The sequence below is a fragment of the Rudaea cellulosilytica DSM 22992 genome, assembly GCF_000378125.1.
GTDB lineage: Bacteria > Pseudomonadota > Gammaproteobacteria > Xanthomonadales > Rhodanobacteraceae > Rudaea > Rudaea cellulosilytica.
Genome location: NZ_KB899242.1, coordinates 742,395 through 759,471 on the forward strand (window position 1 = coordinate 742,395; position 17,077 = coordinate 759,471).

Annotated in this window: 17 protein-coding genes; 10 read left to right on the top strand and 7 right to left on the bottom strand. The window is 64.0% G+C overall.

Features of this window, described 5'->3' with window-relative positions:
* The first annotated feature begins 61 nt into the window (after positions 1-61).
* The 5 genes from F455_RS0113120 to F455_RS0113140 all read left to right on the top strand — a co-directional run bounded on the left by F455_RS0113120 (position 62) and on the right by F455_RS0113140 (position 4,569).
* Positions 62-1,312 (top strand): polyhydroxyalkanoate depolymerase, encoded by a 1,251-nt coding sequence (locus F455_RS0113120; protein WP_018973760.1) that lies wholly within the window; start codon positions 62-64, stop codon positions 1,310-1,312.
* 284 nt (positions 1,313-1,596) lie between these two features.
* Positions 1,597-2,466 carry an acyl-CoA thioesterase II gene (gene tesB / locus F455_RS0113125; RefSeq protein WP_018973761.1) on the top strand — a complete coding sequence of 290 codons (870 nt, stop codon included), beginning with the start codon at positions 1,597-1,599 and terminating at the stop codon, positions 2,464-2,466.
* An 87-nt stretch (positions 2,467-2,553) separates the two neighbouring features.
* Positions 2,554-2,949 (top strand): putative signal transducing protein, encoded by a 396-nt coding sequence (locus tag F455_RS0113130; RefSeq protein ID WP_018973762.1) that lies wholly within the window; start codon positions 2,554-2,556, stop codon positions 2,947-2,949.
* Between the two features lie 100 nt (positions 2,950-3,049).
* On the top strand, positions 3,050-3,727 hold the full coding sequence (locus F455_RS0113135; RefSeq protein WP_018973763.1) for an HAD family hydrolase: 678 nt from the start codon (positions 3,050-3,052) through the stop codon (positions 3,725-3,727).
* 134 nt (positions 3,728-3,861) lie between these two features.
* Positions 3,862-4,569, top strand: a complete 708-nt coding sequence (locus tag F455_RS0113140) for an arginyltransferase (RefSeq protein WP_018973764.1) — start codon at positions 3,862-3,864, stop codon at positions 4,567-4,569.
* A gap of 1 nt (position 4,570) precedes the next feature.
* Here the strand turns inward: F455_RS0113140 and F455_RS0113145 are convergent, their stop codons facing one another.
* Positions 4,571-4,885, bottom strand: coding sequence for a hypothetical protein (locus tag F455_RS0113145; protein WP_018973765.1), 315 nt, complete (start codon positions 4,883-4,885; stop codon positions 4,571-4,573).
* 97 nt (positions 4,886-4,982) lie between these two features.
* On the opposite strand from F455_RS0113145, the gene F455_RS0113150 reads away from it, so the two are divergent.
* The 5 genes from F455_RS0113150 to F455_RS20845 all read left to right on the top strand — a co-directional run bounded on the left by F455_RS0113150 (position 4,983) and on the right by F455_RS20845 (position 8,486).
* Complete coding sequence (locus tag F455_RS0113150; protein ID WP_018973766.1) at positions 4,983-6,425, top strand: transglutaminase-like domain-containing protein; 1,443 nt, start codon at positions 4,983-4,985, stop codon at positions 6,423-6,425.
* Between the two features lie 150 nt (positions 6,426-6,575).
* Positions 6,576-7,442, top strand: coding sequence for an SPFH domain-containing protein (locus F455_RS0113155; protein WP_018973767.1), 867 nt, complete (start codon positions 6,576-6,578; stop codon positions 7,440-7,442).
* 17 nt (positions 7,443-7,459) lie between these two features.
* Positions 7,460-7,711 carry a hypothetical protein gene (locus F455_RS0113160; protein WP_018973768.1) on the top strand — a complete coding sequence of 84 codons (252 nt, stop codon included), beginning with the start codon at positions 7,460-7,462 and terminating at the stop codon, positions 7,709-7,711.
* Between the two features lie 54 nt (positions 7,712-7,765).
* Positions 7,766-7,963, top strand: a complete 198-nt coding sequence (locus F455_RS0113165) for a type II toxin-antitoxin system antitoxin (protein WP_018973769.1) — start codon at positions 7,766-7,768, stop codon at positions 7,961-7,963.
* A gap of 4 nt (positions 7,964-7,967) precedes the next feature.
* Positions 7,968-8,486, top strand: coding sequence for a M15 family metallopeptidase (locus F455_RS20845; protein WP_018973770.1), 519 nt, complete (start codon positions 7,968-7,970; stop codon positions 8,484-8,486).
* Between the two features lie 54 nt (positions 8,487-8,540).
* Here F455_RS20845 and F455_RS20850 read toward each other — a convergent pair whose 3' ends face one another.
* From F455_RS20850 to F455_RS0113200, 6 genes are all read right to left on the bottom strand, one after another.
* Positions 8,541-11,408 carry a penicillin acylase family protein gene (locus F455_RS20850; RefSeq protein ID WP_083918944.1) on the bottom strand — a complete coding sequence of 956 codons (2,868 nt, stop codon included), beginning with the start codon at positions 11,406-11,408 and terminating at the stop codon, positions 8,541-8,543.
* Between the two features lie 137 nt (positions 11,409-11,545).
* Positions 11,546-11,917, bottom strand: a complete 372-nt coding sequence (locus F455_RS0113180) for a DUF423 domain-containing protein (protein ID WP_018973772.1) — start codon at positions 11,915-11,917, stop codon at positions 11,546-11,548.
* 8 nt (positions 11,918-11,925) lie between these two features.
* Entirely contained in the window at positions 11,926-13,209 is a 1,284-nt protein-coding gene (locus tag F455_RS0113185; RefSeq protein WP_018973773.1) for a DUF4340 domain-containing protein, read from the bottom strand.
* Between the two features lie 180 nt (positions 13,210-13,389).
* On the bottom strand, positions 13,390-15,264 hold the full coding sequence (locus F455_RS0113190) for a GldG family protein (RefSeq protein WP_018973774.1): 1,875 nt from the start codon (positions 15,262-15,264) through the stop codon (positions 13,390-13,392).
* Between the two features lie 13 nt (positions 15,265-15,277).
* On the bottom strand, positions 15,278-16,012 hold the full coding sequence (locus F455_RS0113195) for an ABC transporter permease subunit (RefSeq protein WP_018973775.1): 735 nt from the start codon (positions 16,010-16,012) through the stop codon (positions 15,278-15,280).
* Positions 16,009-16,962, bottom strand: coding sequence for an ABC transporter ATP-binding protein (locus F455_RS0113200; RefSeq protein ID WP_018973776.1), 954 nt, complete (start codon positions 16,960-16,962; stop codon positions 16,009-16,011). The genes F455_RS0113195 and F455_RS0113200 overlap by 4 nt, the downstream gene beginning before the upstream one ends.
* Positions 16,963-17,077 lie beyond the last annotated feature (115 nt).

A 17,077-nucleotide genomic window follows, 5' to 3' on the forward strand; every position in this document is an offset into this window, starting at 1 on the left:
GAAACCCTGCCTCGTGCAGAGTTTCTCTGGATAATTTTCTGCGCATCGGGATCTCCAACCCATGACGATGTTTTTGTATCAACTGCACGAATTCAATCGCGCCCTGCTCAATCCGCTCGTGACTTTTTCCGAGAGCAGTGCGCGCATGTTTTCCTCGAAGGAAAGCTGGCTGTCGAAGTTGCCCGGCGCGACTCGCGCGGCGGCGAACTACGAACTGCTCTACCGCCTCGGCAAGGACTACGAAAAGCCCGCGTTCAACATCCACTCGGTGCAGGCGCATGGCAATGCCGTGCCCATCGTCGAGCAGGTCGCGCTGGCCAAGCCGTTCTGCAATCTCGTCCGGTTCAAGCGCTACAGCGACGAAATCGCCACGCTGCAGGAGCTGAAGAAGGACCCTCCGGTGCTCGTCGTCGCACCGCTGTCCGGCCATCACTCCACCCTGCTGCGCGACACCGTGCGCACGCTGCTGCAGGACCATAAGGTCTACATCACCGACTGGGTCGACGCGCGCATGGTGCCGACCGAGGCCGGCCCGTTCCATCTCGATGACTACGTCGCCTACATCCAGGAATTCATTCGCCACATTGGCGCGAAAGACCTGCACGTGATCTCGGTGTGCCAGCCGACCGTACCGGTGCTTGCGGCGATTTCGCTGATGGCATCCGCCGGTGAGGTCACGCCGCGCACGATGACGATGATGGGCGGCCCGATCGACACGCGCCGCAGCCCGACCAAGGTCAACGACCTCGCCACCACGCAGCCGATCGAATGGTTCGAGTCAAACGTGATCAACCCGGTGCCGCCGAACTATCCGGGCAAGGGCCGCAAGGTCTATCCGGGCTTCCTGCAGCATGCGGGCTTCGTTGCGATGAATCCGAGCCGACATTTCTCCTCGCACTGGGATTTCTACCAGGACCTGCTGCGCGGCGACCTCGACGACGCCGATGCGCATCGCGAGTTCTACAACGAATACAACGCCGTGCTCGACATGCCGGCCGAGTATTACCTCGACACGGTGCGTACGGTGTTCCAGCAGCACGCGCTGCCGTGCGGTACGTGGAAGGTCAAGGGCAAGCTGGTAAAGCCCGCCGACATCAAACGCACCGCGCTGTTCTCGATCGAAGGCGAACTCGACGACATCTCCGGCCTCGGCCAGACCGAGGCAGCGCACGATCTCTGCAAGGGCATCCGCGCCGCTGACCGCAAGCACCTCACCGTGAAAGGCGCCGGCCACTACGGCATCTTCTCCGGCCGGCGTTGGCGCGAGAGCGTCTATCCCGAGGTACGCGCGTTCATCCGCAAGTACGCGTAGAACCTATCTCAAACTACTGCGCTCGACTCGATCCCATCTAAGATCGGGCGCGCCGGCGCTGCTCGGACTGCGGAGGCAGGATGCCGAAGCGAACATTCGCGCAGCGAATGGCCCGCAGGGTGAGCCGCGGATGCGGCGAGTCATCCTCACACACTTCTGTTTATGCTCTGCGCTCCGGCGACACGCGAACTGTCTTCGCTCGCTACGTTTGAGATAGGTTCTAGACACAGCTGCGCGTCGCGCGGCTACGGTAGAATGCGGGTTCGCAACAACACGGAACGCGCATGACCAACCCCGTCGTCGCCGAGCTGGTCGAACTGCTCGGCCTGGAACGCCTGGAAGACAACCTGTTCCGCGGCCAGAGCCGCGACATCGGCACGCGCTACGTGTTCGGCGGCCAGGTGCTCGGGCAGGCCCTGTCGGCAGCGCAGCAGACGGTCGAGGATCATCGCGGTGCGCATTCGCTGCATGCCTACTTCCTGCGCGCCGGTGACATCGGCGCGCCGATCGTCTACAACGTAGAGCGTACACGCGACGGGCGCAGTTTTTCCACGCGCCGCGTGATCGCGATCCAGCATGGCGAGCAGATCTTCAACTGCACGGTCTCGTTCCAGATCGAAGAGCCCGGCTTCGAGCATCAGATGGCGATGCCGAACGTGCCGCAGGCAGACGCGCTGCCATCGCGCAAGGTCCTCTCGCCCGACGAACTCGAGAAGCTGCCGCCGAAGCTGCAACGCTGGCTCGGCAGCAAGGGACCGTTCGAACTACGCTACGTCGAGCCGCGCGACGAATTCAATCCGGGCAAGCTCGATCCGGTGCAGCACATCTGGTTCCGCCTCGTCGACCGCATCGGCGACTCGCCCACGCTGCATCGCGCGATGGTCGCCTACGCCTCTGATTTCAACCTGATCGGCTCTGCGATGCTGCCGCACGGCATTTCCTGGCTGACCGGCAAGGTCCAGCTCGCCAGCCTCGACCATGCGATGTGGTTTCATCGCCCGTTCCGCGCCGACGAGTGGCTGCTCTACTCGCTCGACAGCCCGACCGCGCAGGGCGCACGCGGGCTCGCGCGCGGGCAGATCTTCTCCGCCGACGGCCGCCTCGTCGCCTCCACGGCACAGGAAGGCATGATGCGATTGGCGGAGGGCAAGTAAATGACGAGATCGACAAACGATCATCCTTGATCGCAAGATCAACAAACGGTCATCCTGACCGGGCTTCTCAACGAACATCAGACCATCATGAGGCAGATTTACACATCCGGGCGCAACGAGAACGTCGATCGCGTCGTCGCGCTGCTGCGCGAAGCCGGCATCGAGACCTCAGTGACGAACCGCAGCAACTACAAGGGCCACGACTACAAGGGGCCGAGCTACTCGTCGAAATCCGGCCGCGACGACTGGGCGCAGGTGTGGGTCGTGCACTCGGATGACCAGACGCGCGCACGCGCGCTGCTGCGTGAAGTCGGCATTGAACCACCGACACGCTATGCCGAGGAACTGGAAGCGTCGCGCGGCAAGGAGCGCACGCCCGAACAGCGTCGATCGCGCTTCGTCTGGAACATGCGCACTCTGCTGCTGGCAGCGATCGTGCTGCTGCTGATAGTCAACTGGCTCGGCATCATCAAGATTTTTTAGGAACCGGTTATTTTTGCGATCGCCCTTGATCGCGAGAATCAAAAAAGCGGTTATCCATGGCCGCACTTCTCAATAAAATCTTTCCTCAGGATTTGTTCCCGTGAACCGACCCAAGACCCCCTTCCTGTTCGACCTCGACGGCACCCTGATCGACAGCGTCTACCAGCACGTGCTCGCCTGGAAGACCTCGCTCGATGCGGAAGACATCAATATTCCGGTCTGGAGCATCCATCGCAAGATCGGCATGTCCGGCGGCCTGTTCACCAATATCCTGCTGCGCGAAACCGGACTCGACGCCACGCCCGAGCGCCTCGAACGCCTGCGCCGTAATCATGCCGCCGCGTACAAGGAACTCTCCGGCAGCGTGCGTCCGCTGCCCGGCGCGCGCGAGCTGCTCGACTACCTCACCGAACAGGGCAATCCCTGGGCGATCGCGACCAGCGGACGCATGGAAACCGCCGGGTCCAATCTCGCTGCGCTCGGCATCGACCCGGCCAAGGTGACCGTGGTCACGCGCGACCAGGTCAAGTACGCCAAGCCCGACCCGGACTTGTTCCTGACTGCAGCCGAGCGCCTCGGCGTCGACATCCGCGATTCGCTCGTGCTCGGCGACAGCATCTGGGACATGATCGCGGCCAAGCGCGCGCGCGGCCTTGGCGTCGGCCTGCTCTCGGGCGGCTACGGCGAGGACGAACTGAGCAAGGCCGGTGCGTTCCGCGTCTATGCCGACCCGGCTGACCTGCTGCTGCACATCGACGAGGTTGCGGCACGGGCTTAACGCATCGTGTTTGGCTCACCCGACGCGGATCGATAGGGATTCGCCTTCAGCCCGGCTCCCGGTCATTCCTTGCTTGCTGGGGCGCGTGATCGCACCCCTACAACGCCGCGGATGGGGGGATGTAAACTATCCCCATGAAGTCGGAAACCGTCCGCCTGTTTCAGACCTTGCCGCACCCGTGCGGCTACTTCGCCGAGCGGACGGCGCAGAACCTCGTCATCGATCCTTCCGCACCGCACCTGCCGCGTATGTACGCGCACGCGCTGACGCGCGGCTATCGCCGCGCTGGCGGCCATGTCTACCATCCGCAATGCCCACAGTGCCGCGCTTGCGTGCCGGCGCGCATCGCGGTCGCGCAGTTCGAACCCGACCGCAGCCAGCGGCGCAATCTCAAGCGCAACGCCGACCTTGCGCTGAGCATCGAGCCTGCGCGCTACAGCCACGAATACTTCAGCCTATACCGGCGCTATCTCGATGCGCGCCACGCGGGCGGCGGCATGGACAACCCCGATCCGCAGGACTTCAGCCGCTTCCTCTACACCGCCTGGAGCCCGACCTCGTTCATCGAGCTGCGCGACGCCGGCGGCGAGCTATGCGCCGTGGCGGTCACCGACATCACCGCGACCGGAATGTCGGCCGTGTATACTTTTTACGACCCAGCCTTCGAGGCGCGCGGACTCGGCACCCACGCTATCCTGCGCCAGATCGAACTCGCGCGCGAACGCGGCCTGCCGCACCTCTACCTCGGCTACTGGATCGAGGGCCACCCGAAGATGGACTACAAGACGCGCTTCCAGCCGCTGGAATTGCTGACGTCCGAAGGCTGGAAAACTTCCGCTTAGATCAATCCTGCGCTGCGGGTACTGCTGGCACCACCATCTTCTTGCGCAGCCCGAATCCGAAATCGTGATCGCTGTGCAGCGAGACGACAAGACGGATGAACGCGTGCGGCAGCATGAGCTCCGCTTCGACCGCCCTGCCTTCGCCGTCGCGGCCCTGCACGGTCAAGGTAAAGAATGGCCCTGCCGGATCGATTTCCGAGCAGACGATGTGCGGTCCGACCGCGGGTACGTCGGTAAGGTAAGGCTTGATCACTGCGCCAAGCGTGTCGATCGCCTGCGGAAACAGGAATACAGCGAAACTGGTTGCATCGTTCATGCGGTTACCATTCGTTCAATTCGGTCGAGTATAGCGAAAGCGCGACGCGGGATTTCCCCTCTAGTATTCTCGACACTTCTTCCTTCGCGACGCCTTCATGCTGCGCTTTCTCTGTTTCCTCGCCTTACTCCCGCTTGCCACCGCCACGCATTCCGCCGCGGTCGACGACACCTGGATGAGCGTGCTGCTCGACGGCCGCAAGATCGGCAGCATGCACACCACGCGCAGTATTGACGGCGAGCGCGTGCGCACGACGCAGGCAATGCAGATCGAGCTCGAGCGCTCCGGCCTCAAGGTGGCACTGAGCACGAGCGAGAGCGACGAGGAGACGCGCGAAGGCAAGCCGCTGCGCTTCGAATCGCGCACGAAAATCTCCGGCATCGAAAACGTGCAGACCGGCGTGATCGGCGCAGACGGCAAGCTCGAGGTGACGACCGAAGTCGGCGGCGCCAAGCAGGTGCGCACGCAGGTTTGGCCGCAGGGCGCGCTGCTCGCCGAAGGCCTGCGCCTGATCGAGGAAAGGCACGGACTTACGCCCGGCACGCGCTACAAGACACTTGCATTCCAGGCCGAGAATCTCGAGGCGGTCGAGGTCGACTCGCGCGTCGGCGCGCGCGAGACGATAGACCTGCCCGACGGCAAGCGCGAACTCGTGCGCATCGAACAGACGATCGCGCTCGGCGACGCACCGACGAAAACGGTGTCGTGGGTCGAGGCCGATTCCAGCGTGCGCAAACTGCTCGTGCCGATGATGGGCTACGAGTTGACCATGCTCGCCTGCTCGAAAGCCTGCGCGACCGCGCCGAACCAGGCATCCGACATCCTCGTCGGCACGATGCTTGCCGCGCCGCGCGCGTTGACCGCCGACGAGCGGGCCAAGGGCATGCGCATCATCGTCAGCGCGACCGACACGAGTGGCGACGCGCTCAAGTTCGCGACGACCGACGAGCAGCAGTTCTCCGCCGCGGCCGGCGGCAAGGTCGAGCTGCGCGTCGCGCCGGCGTCCTCCACGGGGACATCGCGCGAAGGCAAGCCGACCGCTGTCGACACGCAGCCGAACGACTGGTTGCAAAGCGCCGCACCCGAAATCGTCAAGCTCGCGCATGACGGCGCGGGCGCAGCGAAGACGCCGGCCGCGCAGATGCAGAACCTCGAGGACTTCGTGCGCCGCTTCATCCGTACCAAGGACCTCAGCGTCGGCTACGCCTCCGCGCTCGAAGTGGCGAAAAATCCGGAGGGCGACTGTACCGAACACGCCGTGCTGCTTGCCGCGCTTGGCCGCGCGCTCGGCATTCCGACGCGCGTCGTCGACGGACTCGTCTACATCGACCACTACGCGGGCAAGAACAACGTCTTCGTGCCGCACGCCTGGGCGCAAGCCTGGGTCGACGGACGCTGGCGCAGCTACGACGCCGCGCTGCAGGGCTTCGACGCCGGACACGTCGCACTGTCTACCGGCAGCGGCGATCCGTGGCGGTTCTATGCGGGTTTCAGCACGCTCGGACGCGTGCGCGTGGAGGCGGTCGAGCCGCTGCCCTGACAGCCGACGCCCTCCAACGAAATTCCTAAAAGCACCGCTACTCTCTGTTTCTAAAGAAAATTACCGCCATTTCTCTGGCGGCTTTCAATCCATGTCTTGAAAATTTGATATCTTTTTGATATCGTATTTTCAATCACTGGAGAAGCCACCATGAACGAACGTTCCGTTTCCGCGCCGTCCGGTATACCCGCCCTGATCGGCCTGGTCGTGCTGTTGATCGCCGATATCGCCTGGCTGATTTACGGCATCCAGAATAGGGCTCCTTGGGGCATCGTCGTCGCGATCCTGGCCGGGATCGTCCTGCTGGTCAGTCTTGGCGGCTTCTTCACCGTCGCGCCGAACGAGGGCAAGGTGCTGCAGTTCTTCGGCAAGTACGTCGGCACGGTGCGCGACGCCGGGCCGCGCTGGGCGAACCCGTTTTACAGCAAGACCGGTGTGTCGTTGCGCGTGCGCAATTTCGAATCATCCAAGCTCAAGGTCAATGATCTCGACGGCAATCCGATCGAGATCGCTGCGGTCGTGGTCTGGCAAGTTGTCGACACCGCCGAGGCGCTGTTCCAGGTCAACGACTACGAAGACTTCGTGCACATCCAGAGCGAATCCGCGTTGCGCACGATGGCGACGAGCTACCCCTACGATTCGCACGACACAGGCGCGCTGTCGCTGCGCAGCCACGGCGTTGAAATCTCCGATCACCTGCAGAAGGAAATCCAGGATCGTCTCGCCAGTGCCGGCATGAAAGTGGTCGAAGCGCGCATCACCCATCTCGCCTTCGCGCCTGAGATCGCGCAGGCGATGCTGCAGCGCCAGCAGGCGAGCGCGATCATTGCTGCGCGCACGCGCATCGTCGAAGGCGCGGTGACGATGGTCGAGATGGCGCTCGATCAATTGTCCAAGCGCGACATCGTCCAGCTCGACGAGGAGCGCAAGGCGGCGATGGTGTCGAACCTGCTCGTCGTGCTCTGCGGCGAACGCGGCACGCAGCCGATCGTCAATACCGGCACGCTGTACAACTGATCCCGCGGAGAAGAGCGATGGACGCACGGCAACGCGAATTCTGGTTCCCCGCCAAGCGCTACGGCTGGGGTTGGGGCCTGCCGGTCGCTTGGCAAGGATGGGCAGTCCTAACCGCGTACGCCGCCCTGCTCGCTGCCGGCGCCATGCTGTTGTTGCCGGAACGGCGCGCCCTGTTCATAGCGCACGCCGCGGTCGTCACTGTGTTGCTGGTCCTGGTCTGCTGGCTCAAGGGCGAGAAGCCGCGCTGGCGTTGGGGCGACAAAGGCTGATGCGCTCCATACCTGAAAAAATATTCGAATGCCGGCTTCGCCGGCATAGCCTCCATGCCGGCCGCTGACAAGAAAGCCTATCCGCTGCGCATCAACGCCGACGTACTCGACGCCGTGCAGCGTTGGGCCGACGACGAACTGCGCAGCGTCAACGCGCAGATCGAATACGTGTTGCGCGACGCACTGCGCAAGGCGGGGCGGATCAAGGCACAATCCGCGCATGAACCGCCCGCGCCCGACTCCGCAAATTGATCCCGTGGCTCTCGCCCATTCCCTCGGCGTGCCGCGCGATTACGGCCGCGTGCGTGGCCTGCGCCGCGTACGCGAACCGGCGCAGCTGGCAACCATCGGTCGGGATACGCAGGGGCGCGAGCAATACCTCGCCCCGCGCGCTGCGCGCGCGTGGGCACGCATGCGCGAGGCGGCGATGCACGACAGTGTGGAACTCGAAATCGTCTCGGCGTTCCGCGGCATCGAGTACCAGCTCGGCATCGTTCGGCGCAAGCTCGAACGCGGGCAATCGATGGACGAGATCCTGCGCGTCAGCGCCGCGCCGGGCTACAGCGAGCATCACACGGGACGCGCGCTCGACATCACGACGCCGGGGTACACGGCGCTTGAAGAGGAATTCGAGCGCTCGCCTGCATTCGCCTGGCTGCGCAAAAATGCAAAGTTATACAAATTCTCGCTGAGCTATCCACGCGGCAATCGCCACGGCATCGCTTACGAGCCGTGGCATTGGTGCTGGCACGAGAAATCCCCGAGACCGCGATGAATGCATGGGCGCGATGAATCGCGCCCATGCACAACGTCGGCGTTTACGGCTTGATCACGGATTGCCCACGGTCAACGGATGATATTGCCCGGTCAACCAGAGCGGCAGCTGGTCCACGTAGTTCGGACTGCCGAGCACGGCACTGTTGCCGCCGGGGATCACTTCGAACGCATTGATCGGCAGCGACATCTCGCCGACGAAGCGGCGGCCCGGCGCGGTATCACCGCTGAACATGAAATCGTTGACGCCGCTGACGCGCAGCGCATGGCCGCCCGGATTGACCGTTTCCCAACCGCTGTCGCGAGCCAGGCCGGGCAGGTTCGCCGAGAGATCGGTGAACGGATACGGGCTGCCGGCACCCGGCACATTGAACGGTCCGCCGAGCGGATGCGCGAGCACGAAACGGTGCAGCAGGCCCCAATGATAGTCGGCGGGATTCGTCGAGTTGTTGAACGCGGCCGCGAACGCGTTGCTTGATGCCTGCGTCAGCGCGTCCTTGAGGCTCTTGAGGAGCACGTAGTCGCGCGCCGACGCCGCATCGGGCGCGCCGCTGACAGCGAAGAAATTCACGCCTGAAGCTCCCTTGCCGCCGAGCACCGGGAACGCATCGAGCAGGAATTTCACGCTGGTCCAAGCATCGTCGTCGGCAGGCAGGTAGCTGCCGAGACCGAGGCCAGTCAAGGTCTTGTCCTCGATATTCTTGATCGCGTTGCTGCGCCACAAGTAGTACAGCGTCGCCGCAACATCTGCGTTCTTGCCGTAGGTCGCGGGGAGAAACACACCAGGCGGAAGCGCAATGGTGTCGATGGAGCTGGGGCTGTCGTAACCTTGCGCCAATCCGGTCGGCGTAGCGAGATTCCATCCCTGCAGATAGCTCATCGCCTGGACGACCCCGCTGTCGTTCGCGAGTGCGCTGAGTTGGCTCCATGCACTCCCCTGCGCGTTCGTGTACGCGGCCAGCAGATACGGCAACACCAGTTCTGCATCGGCGGGCTGCCGATTGAGCTGCACGGTTTTGATGTTGTCCGGCGTGATCTTTCTGCCCTGGGCGATCATCGCCGACAGCAGCTTGCTGATGCGCGTGACGCGGTACACGCTGTAGTTGTAGTTGAGATAGTAGATGCCGCCGCCGGGGCGCTGCATCGCTAGCGGGTTGTTGCCCGCAAGGATGCCGATCGGGTCGTTGTTGCCGTTGGCGAAGAAGCCCGAGGCCGGGTTGATCACATGCGGCATTTCCGCCGCCGGCATGATCTCGAACGGCGTCGCCTGGTTCGGTTGCGGATGCTGCACCGGCAACCAGTCGTGATGCAGCTTGCCGGAGCCGTCGCGGATCAGCCACGGCGGGATGCCGCCGCCGGGCGCGCCTTCCTGCAGATCCTGGCGGATCGGATTCTCCGCACTGGTGAAGTAGGCGATGTTGCCTGCGGTATCGGCATAGGCGAAGTTCTGCGAGCCGAAGTCGAAGTAGGTCAGCGCGTTCTGGAAATCGGCGAGGTTGTTCGCGCGATTGATCTTCTTGAACGCCTTCAGCTCCATCGTCGGACCGAAGCCGGTGTAGGCGATCGACAGGCCGCTGCTGCCGTCGATCTGCACGATCGGTCCGTTGTTCCGGCGCGGCACGATGACCGTCACGCCGCCGTTGGTCGGGCCGATCGAATCGTCGCGCACGAGGTTGTCGGTCACGCCCGCCTGCATCTTGTTCACGTAGTAACTCTGGAACTGCCAGATCACCGGCTCGGCCTGGCCGTTGTGCACGATCGCGGTCGGCAGACCGACGGCGTTGAGCTGCAGCGTTTCCTGGAAGAAGTCGGTCACGTCCATCGGGTTGACGGTCGTGCCCCAGCAGACGTTCGTCGTACAGCCTTGGATGATGCCCGGCGCGCCCGGCACGCTGACGCCGCTCGCGTTGAGCGGCTGCGTATAGGCCGGATCGTTCGAGGTGATGTGCATCTCCATGAAGATCGGCGGCAATGCGAGCGTGAGATGCGGGTCGTTGGCAAGGATCGGCTTGCCCGACTCGGTGACGCTACCCGACACGGCGAACTCGTTGCTGCCCTCGCGATCGGCACGCGAACGCAGGGTCGGCGCGATCAGCGGATGATTTGCGACCTTGTCGAGCCAGCTCTGCGCGAGTTTCACGGTCTGCGCGGAAATCAGCTGTGGCTGGCTCGCCGGCGTTTGCACCGTTGCCTGTAGCGCGGCGGCGGGTGCGCCGCTGCCCACGCTCGCGGCGCCCGGCGTGAAACCGGGAATCGTCACGGTCGAATCGGGCGGTGCGAAGCGATGCGTGTCGCCGAAGTACAACGCGACCGGATCGACCTTGGCCGCGGCCGCGGCCTTCTGGTACGCGGCGAAATTGATCGTGTTCGATACCTTGGACGAGTCGAATGAGAGCTGATAAGCGAGCCCCTTGCCGACGCTGATCGTGTCGATCGGCAGCCACGGCTCCGCCTGGCTCAGGCTCAACGCGTGGTATTCGGGCGGGAGCGACGGCGTCGTCTTCAGCCAGTAATTGACGCCGTTCGCATAGGCCTGCAGCCAGCCGCGCGTGTCGTCGTCCATCGCCTGCCAGGTCGCCAGCGCGGCGCGACGCAGGCCGAGCGTGCGCGACTGGATGTCGTTGGCGAGTGCGGGCTGGCCGACGAGTTCGGCCAGCGTGCCGCTGACCGCGCGGCGGTTGAAGTCCATTTCGAAGAAACGTGCCTTCGCCTGTGCGTAACCCTGCAGGAAGGCGGCGTCGTTGTCGGTCGCCGCGGTGATCGTCGGCATGCCGAGCGCATCGTAGACAAGGGTGCCCGGCGCGGACATGCCGGGCGCGCTGATCGTGTCGGCCAGCGCGGCCGTGCTGCAAAATCCCAATGTGGAAAAAGCAAGAAGTATAGGGCGCGCGCAGAGGGCGCGCCGGACACGTGAGGTCGACATGATTCCCTCCTGTTGAGAACGCTTGCGGATATCGAAACGAGCGTTTGAACCGGAGTATGCGCTTCGCCGATTGCAGCGAAAAGCGGCGCGGGTGAATTTCGATTTTGCGCCGCAACAAATCGCCGACGCAGGCCGACTCAGTCGGAACGCGCGCGCAGGCAGGCCATCGCCGCAGCGAGCCAGCCTGCGATCAGCGCAATGCCGCCGAGCGGCGTAACCACGCCGACGAATTTCGACGCGCCGAGGGCAAGTGCATAGAGGCTGCCACTGAACAAGACGGTGCCGAGAGCGAAGGCATACGCGCTGGCGCGGCGCCAACGCGTTGCGGGCAGCGACGCGAGCGCCAGCGCGAACAGCGCGAGCGCGTGCCAGAACTGGTACTCCACCGCGGTATGCCAGAGGCGCAGCGCCGCTTCGTCGAGCGTGCCGCGCAAGGCGTGCGCACCGAACGCGCCGAGCATGACAGCGAGGGCACCGAGGACCGCGCCGCCAGCGGCGAAAGCGCGCATGCCGAGAGCTAGGGCTTGATCGCCGGAGTCGAACCCGGCGTCGGCAGGATGGGCGGCGCAGGCTTGCTGCCTTTCACGCCCGCTTGCTTGGTCTGCAGCGGCTTGAGCAGTTCGTCGATGTTCTTGTGGAAGTTCTGAAACGCGTACTGCGGGACAGTGTAGGTCCAGCCCTGCAGTTTCCTGTTCAGATCCTGAGCGGCCTTGTTGGCTGCCGCGATGCGCTCGGCGCGGTCCTTCGCCGGATCGACGAGCGAAGCCGGTTTCGCCACGTCGGCTTCCGCCTTCGCAATCGCCGCGTCATCGCCCTTGGCCTCGACGACCTTGAGCTTGGCCGCGGCAACGGCGGTTTCGTAGGCAGCCTTGTCGCCGGCCTGCGCGCTGGCGATGCCGGCATCGAGTTGCTTCGCGTCAGTGGATGCGGCGAATTGCACACGCGCCTTGCCGTCCGTTTCCCACGCGGTCACTTCGACGACGCGACCATCGAAACCGAGATAGCGTGCTTTGAAAGGTTTCTCTGGCGCAGGCGCATCCTTGGCCACGGCCACGTCGTCGGCACGCAAGTTCGACAGGCCCGAGCCCATGCCGTTGGCGACGAAATCCGAAACCGGCTCCCTGCCCTTGGGCAGGTCGGCGATCCTGAAGTTGCCGTCGGCCGGCTGTTCCTTGTAGACGCGCAACGTTTTGCCGTCGGCACCGGTCAGCGTGACCTCCTTGACCTTCGCCGCATCGACGTCGATCAAGTCCTTGCGGATCCACGCGGCCGGATCCTTTTCCGCGAGCAGCGTGCCGCTCGCGAGCAGGCTCTGTGCTTCGCCCTCGCGACGCACGAACGTACCGCCGCCGCCCTGGCCGTTGTAGAGGCCGACGATCAGCTTCGGCAAGCCCTGCAAACCGCCGAGCGCGACAAGCACGCTCTGCGCCTTCGGGTCGATCGGATCCTCGACGCCAAGCTCGGCGTAGCGCTTCGGGCTGGCGGTCTTCGTGTCGAGCACCTTCGCATCTGCAAGCCGGTACAGATACTCGCGCAGCTTGCCGATGTCGGCTGGATAACCGGAACGCTCGACGACCTGCCAACCTTCGCCGCTGCGCTTGAGCGTAACCAGCGCCTTGCCGCCCGCGCCGCTCAGCGCGAACGTATCGACCTTGTTGAGCTCCTCGCGCAGGCCAGGCAGCAACGGCTTGTCCTTCGTCGAGTCCTCGCTGATCGGTGCGTTGGCCGAGTTGATCCAGATCGCGGCGCCAAGCGCGATCGTGGCGGCGGCGGCAAGTGCGGACAAGGTTTTTGTGTTCATTTCCAACGGGTCCTTCAATGTCTTCGGCTCGGCTTCGCCTCGCCGGTTGTTGCTAGCTCGCGCATCCGACGCTCGCCAAGCAACCCGTCCCTACGCTCCTGCTACGGACACTCGACGTCGCGCGATGCGCTTTACCACGCCCTACGCGGGGTCCGCGCCGTTCGGCCACGCTCCTGCGCCTCAACGCATCGCGCGTGCGCGGCGCCTCGCCCAGGCGAATCCCAGAGCAAACAAAGTGATCAGCAGCGGCATCAGCCCGATGTTGACGAGCTTCAGGCGCGTGCCCAGTGCCTCGATGCGGTCGTCGAGGCTGCGCCGCACTTGGCGCAATTCCTTGCGGATCGCGATCTTCTGGTCCTGGAAATTCGTCAGTTCGGCCTTCTGCTCGGGCGAGAGGATCATCTCGTTCTCCTTGCTCTTGCCGCTCTGCAGCTCGGTGAGCTTGCGCTCGGTATCAGACAGGCGCTGCTGCAATTCGCGCTCCTTGCCGCGGAAGCTTTCTTCGGCGGCGCGGCGCATGTTGTCGACCGTGGTGAAAGGACGCTGCGAGGTCGCGCGGCCGCGGATCGAGATCAGGTCGGAGGAGCCGCCGAGATTGTCGACCGCGTTGACGATGAAGTCACCGTTGTTGGCGAACGCATTCATGACCTGCTGGCCGAAGAACTGCTGCACCTGCACCCACAAGCGGTTGCTGAGAATGTCGGTATCGGCAACCAGGATGATCTCGCCGCCATCCTTGGATTCGGCCAGATGGTCCGCCGCTTTGCGCTCGGGAAACGCCGTGGCGAACTTGCCCTCGAGGCGACCGGCAACGACAAACGGCTGCGCACCGTCGGGCTTGTAGTCGACGAGCAACTGGCTCGGGTCGGTCATGAACTTCACGCGATCCGCCGCCACGGTCATCGCATCGGCGCTGGTCTGGATCAGCGGCGTCAGCTTGTTCTTCGAGTCCTTGGCGAGTTGGAAGAAGCCGGCGGTCGATACGTTGATGCTCTGCAACTGCGCCGTGGTGATGTCGGTCGGATTGAGATCGCGCTGATTGAAACCGAGGATCGCCGGATGGCGGATCGGCTGGCCCTGCGCCGAGGACACCTGCAGCGCGTGTTCGCGGTCGAGCACGATCTTCTTCGCGTCGTAGTCGACGCCCCAGGCCTTGAACAGCTTCGGCAGGTCCGAGGAACGGTCGGCCATCATCGCCGCCTGCGGATTGTTCGGATCCGCGCCCGAATCATCACTCTCGGCGAGCGGATCGACGAAGACGAGCAGATGGCCGCCGCGCAGCACGAACTGGTCGATCGCGTATTGCGCATCGTCGCTCAGGTTCTTCGGCTGCACGACGACGAGCACGTTGATGTCCTTGTCGATCGATTTGACCGACGCTGCGGTGAGCGTGCGCACCTCGAACATCTGCTCGAGCTGGGACTGGATCGCCCAGGGCTGGCGCATCTGCCGTGTCTGCGCGTCGAAACCGGCGCCCATCGGCAAGCCCGAAATCAGCCCCACCGCCGGCTTCTTCGCCATCGACAGCTCGTGGATCATCTTGGCGACGTCGTACTCGAGGAAAGTCTCCTTGTTCGGATTCGCGATCGGCATGACCGACTTGCCGTTGGTCGAGTTCGTCCCGACGATGCCGAGAAAGAGGTTGCTGCTGCCCTGTCCCCATGGCAGCGCCTGCAGGCCGAGCGTGGTCGCGCGGTCCTCGTCCTCGGAAAACGGCAGCGGATCGACCGTCGTCACGCGCAGCTTGCCGCCGGCGCGCGCAGCCATCTCGGCGAGCATCTCGCGCACGCGCGGCGCATAGTTGCGCAGCGCGGCGGCATCGGGATTCGCACTTTCCGCCGCGGCCTTGTCCGAGAAGTACAAGGTCAGATTGACCGGCTCCTCGATCGAGGAAAGGATGTTTTTGGTACCTTGCGACAAGGTATACAAATGATTCTGGGTCAGGTCGAGGCGCGCGCCGCGGAACAATGTGTTGCTGACCAGGATCACGGCGACGAACAGCACGGCGAGCACGGCCAAGGCACCGATCGTGAGAAGTTTCTTGTTCGATTTCATCGTCGGCCCCGGCTCAGTCGGCTTTCTTCAGATCGATCACGACCGCGCTCGCATACAGCCAGAACGCGATTGTCAGACCGAAGTAAACAAGGTCGCGCAGGTCGATCACGCCCTTGGCGATCGCGGCGAAATGAGTGAGGAAGCTCAGGCCGGAAATCGCATCGACCAGCCCTTGCGGCGCCCACGCGCTGAAAAAGTTCAGCACCAACGGGAAGCCCGCGAGCAGGAATAGGAAGCAGACGACCACAGTCAGAATGAACGCGACGACCTGGTTGCGCGTGCACGCCGAAATGCACGAGCCGATCGCGAGGAATGCACCGGCCATGAGGAAGCTGCCGAGATAGCTCGCGAAGATCACGCCGTTGTCGGGCGAGCCGAGATAGTTGACCGTGATCCAGATCGGGAACGTCAGCGCGAGCGCGATGCCGATGAATGCCCACGCCGCAAGAAATTTCCCGACCACCGCTTGCCACATCGTGATCGGCAAGGTCAGCAGCAGCTCGATCGTGCCGCTCTTGCGCTCTTCCGACCACAGGCGCATGCCGACCGCCGGCACGAGGAACAGGTACAGCCATGGATGGAAGTTGAAGAACGGCAGCAGATCGGCCTGGCCGCGCTCGTAGAAGTTGCCGATGTAGAACGTGAACGCGCCGGCCAGCAGCAGAAAGATCACGATGAACACGTAGGCCACGGGCGTCGCGAAATAGCTCGCGAGTTCGCGCTTGAACACGGTGACGATGTTGCTCATGCGCGTGCCTCCTCGGCCAGGTCTTCGCCGAGATCGCCATGCGTGATCGTGCGGAACACCTCGTCCATGCGTCCGGATTCGAGCTGCAATTCGCTGACCGGGATGCCCTGCTCCTTCAGCAGCTCGCTGATCGGAGCAAAGATCTGCCGGCCTGGCTTGGGGATCGCGGTCAGGCGGCGCGTGATCGTGTCGTACTCGACCGCGGCGACGTCGGCAACGCGCGAGAGCACGTCCTTCGCGCCCGCGAGGTTCGTCGTCGTCAGCGACACGGCCTGGTGGTAGCGCGAACGCGCCTCGAGTTCCGCCGGCGTCGCATCGGCAAGAATTTTTCCGCGCGCGATGATCACGGCGCGCGTGCACACCGCCTGCACTTCCTCGAGGATGTGGGTGGAGACGACGATGGTCTTGTCCTTGGCCATCGCATTGATCAGGTTGCGCACTTCGAACTTCTGGTTCGGATCGAGGCCGTCGGTCGGCTCGTCGAGGATCAGCACGGCCGGATCGTGGACGATCGCCTGGGCCAGGCCGACGCGGCGCTTGAAACCCTTCGACAGGGTCTCGATCGACTGTTCGAGCACGTTGTGCAGGTGCAGGCGCTCGATCACCTCTTCGACGCGCTGTGCGCGCTTGTCGCCGCGCAGGCCGCGCGCCTCGGCGACGAAATGCAGGAACTGGCGCGGGGTCATCTCGCCGTAGCTCGGCGCGCCTTCGGGCAGGTAGCCCGTCACGCGCTTGGCCGCGAGTGCGTCGTCGACGACATCGTGGCCGCAGACGCTGGCACTGCCCGAAGTCGGACTGAGGAAGCCGGCGATCATCTTCATCGTCGTCGACTTGCCGGCGCCGTTGGGGCCGAGAAAGCCGAGCACTTGGCCGGGCTCGACCTTGAAGGTGATGCCGTCGACCGCGTTGAGGTCGCCGTAACGTTTGCTCAATTGCCGGGTTTCGATCATGCGCGAGTCCCTGGTGGTAAGTTTTCCCAAAACTAGGGCTGCACAATCCCTGGGGTTGGCAGCCCGCACCGAGCCCGGCGTGAATTCGGGTTCGGCTACGCAGCCGGAGCGTACA